At 39.1% G+C, this 2,246-nt stretch carries 1 protein-coding gene; it reads left to right on the top strand.

Features of this window, described 5'->3' with window-relative positions:
• On the top strand, nucleotides 1–1,934 hold a 1,934-nt coding region (locus GVN22_RS26995), incomplete at its 5' end, for a hypothetical protein (protein ID WP_166554110.1).
• Nucleotides 1,935–2,246: the final 312 nt, after the last annotated feature.

The following is a 2,246-nucleotide window of genomic DNA, read 5'->3' as shown; positions in this document are numbered from 1 at the left end:
CAGGAGTGCAAGACATTTATGACCAGTACAAACAAACCAAAGATTTAAGCAAAGTAAACTACAACCAAGCTACCCTAAGAGCAGCCACAACGGCCGTTATCGCTGGTTTATTGAACAGTGGCTTATCATTTTCAAAGTTTTCTTTGTCATCCTCAGCGTTATTGGGGGCAAAATTGGCTTGGCTTCGACCAAATTTGTTTGCGAATTTGATGACCTTAACTCGTGCCGAACGAACCCAATTGGCAGATGCTCTACAAAACGTTTCAGACGATGTATTGACGAGATTGGAAAATCCAACTTTTTTTGCGGACTTCTCCAAGGCAATATTAGTCTCAGGCAGTACGCCAAGTTCGGGCATCTTGAGCAGTGTAAGCCGTGTACAATCATGGGTGAACTCATGGCTAGGAATCAAGGATAAAGCCTTAAAGTGGGTACGTTCGACCACTCTAACGGGTACATTGGGTATAATGACCCTTACAGGAAGCCCTCAAGTAGAAGCTCGTATCATAGATAATAGTGGCATCATCGAAACGGTAATGCGAGTACCCAATGTGGCAAGTGGTCTAATTAATGGAAACTCATCAGAGATAAGCAGCATCGTGAGTCAAGCCAGCGCAGTAGCCGAGGTAAATGCAAGCCAAATACTAGACCAAACAGGCGAGGCATTAAGCAGTAGTTCAGGAACGTATGAGGTATTGCAAAGCACCATCAACTCAGTTCAAAACATTTTGGTAAGGCTAAAGACCTCAAGCATGACATCGACCCAACCAATTGTCTTGATAAAAGATGGTAAAACCTATAAAATAGGCGACGACAGCAAATGTGTTTACTGTGGCAAAACGGTACTAAAGCCAGCAAGCGGGGAAGACAATACCGAATACACCCTATGCCAAGACCTTAACACACTCCAAGCCCGAGGTGGCACCAACGGCAATGCAGGTGTAACAAAGTTATGCAGTACATTTCCAACGGTAGCGAGCTTACGACCAATCGTGACTAGGCTACTGAGTTTCACGAGTGGAGAGATTCAAGCGTTTTTTGGGGATATAGCCCCAAGCACCTGCGGTGGAAATGCCTATCTTTGTGGCAATATAAATAGCTTGACGGTGGGGCTGATAGATGCTTGGAAAGTGGTTTATGATGCAAAACCAACCTCAAAATTCAAACAAGACTATGAAATTTTACAAGCAGTTCGTACCATCCAAAATAATCCTAATAAATTAGCGGCATTTACCAATAATGGAGGAACAATAGTATCTTTTATTCAGAAATATGACCAATCAAGATGTAAAATTTGTGGAAATCAGGGCTTGGCATCATTGCCAGAATTAGAAGACATATTGCTCAATACAGCCGAGGTATATGAGAAACATCATAATGAAACGGGTTTTATGGGCTGGTACAACCGGGAAGTTTTTGCAAGTAATATCAGTTACGAAGTTGAGCCAGAGGGCGAAGTACGAAATATACCGAGTATTGGGCGTGATGGTGCTCAACACATGATAAAATACATGGTTGAACGTTCCTTTGCAGACAATACAGATGCCATTGATCAGAATTTTCCACCAACAGCACCTTATCCAAATCGACAGTATGACATAAGAGTAAATGACCAAATACGATTTGTTGAGTTCAAGAGCTATAAAACCACAACAAGCCTCAACACAACGGCATCCGCCGAGCAGTTAATGAGTTATCTTTCGCAAATTGGAAGCATGGCAGAGTTAAGATATGTGTTTAATGACCGAAAAACTAATTTATCAGAAGCTAAAACTAAAATGCAAGGACTTTTTCAGGGTTCAAAAAAAGATGAGATTTTTGAAACAATTTGGAACAACGCTTTTGGGTTACGAGTTGATGTTTTTCCTACGAGACCTAATACAGCACAAGGGAAAGCAGATGCGTTACAAGATTTTAATAACATGGTTGGTTAGCAATTTTGATAATAAAATATATGTGATTGTAGATGTAAACTAATCAGGCACTATGAATTTAATACTTAAAAATAGGATATATGGGGTATTTTCTTTAAAAATCGAACATAATTACCTCTTTTTTCAAGATAAAAGTTATGAGTTAAAATCAGATTCTTTGGAAGTTCCAAAGTTGATGTATGAGTGTTTTTATATCTGTGAAAAATGGTTTTTTAATGGATTAGATAATTCATTATATTGTAAGCTTCCCCAAAAATAGTACGGATTAAAAGTTTAAAAAGTGTGATATTTTTTAACTTTAGGTAAGTATTA

The organism is Cellulophaga sp. BC115SP (assembly GCF_009905545.1).
In the GTDB taxonomy this organism is placed as follows: domain Bacteria; phylum Bacteroidota; class Bacteroidia; order Cytophagales; family Spirosomataceae; genus Flectobacillus; species Flectobacillus rivi.
The sequence above is the reverse complement of the archived record's forward strand: the minus strand, read 5'-3'. Positions and strand labels throughout refer to the sequence as shown.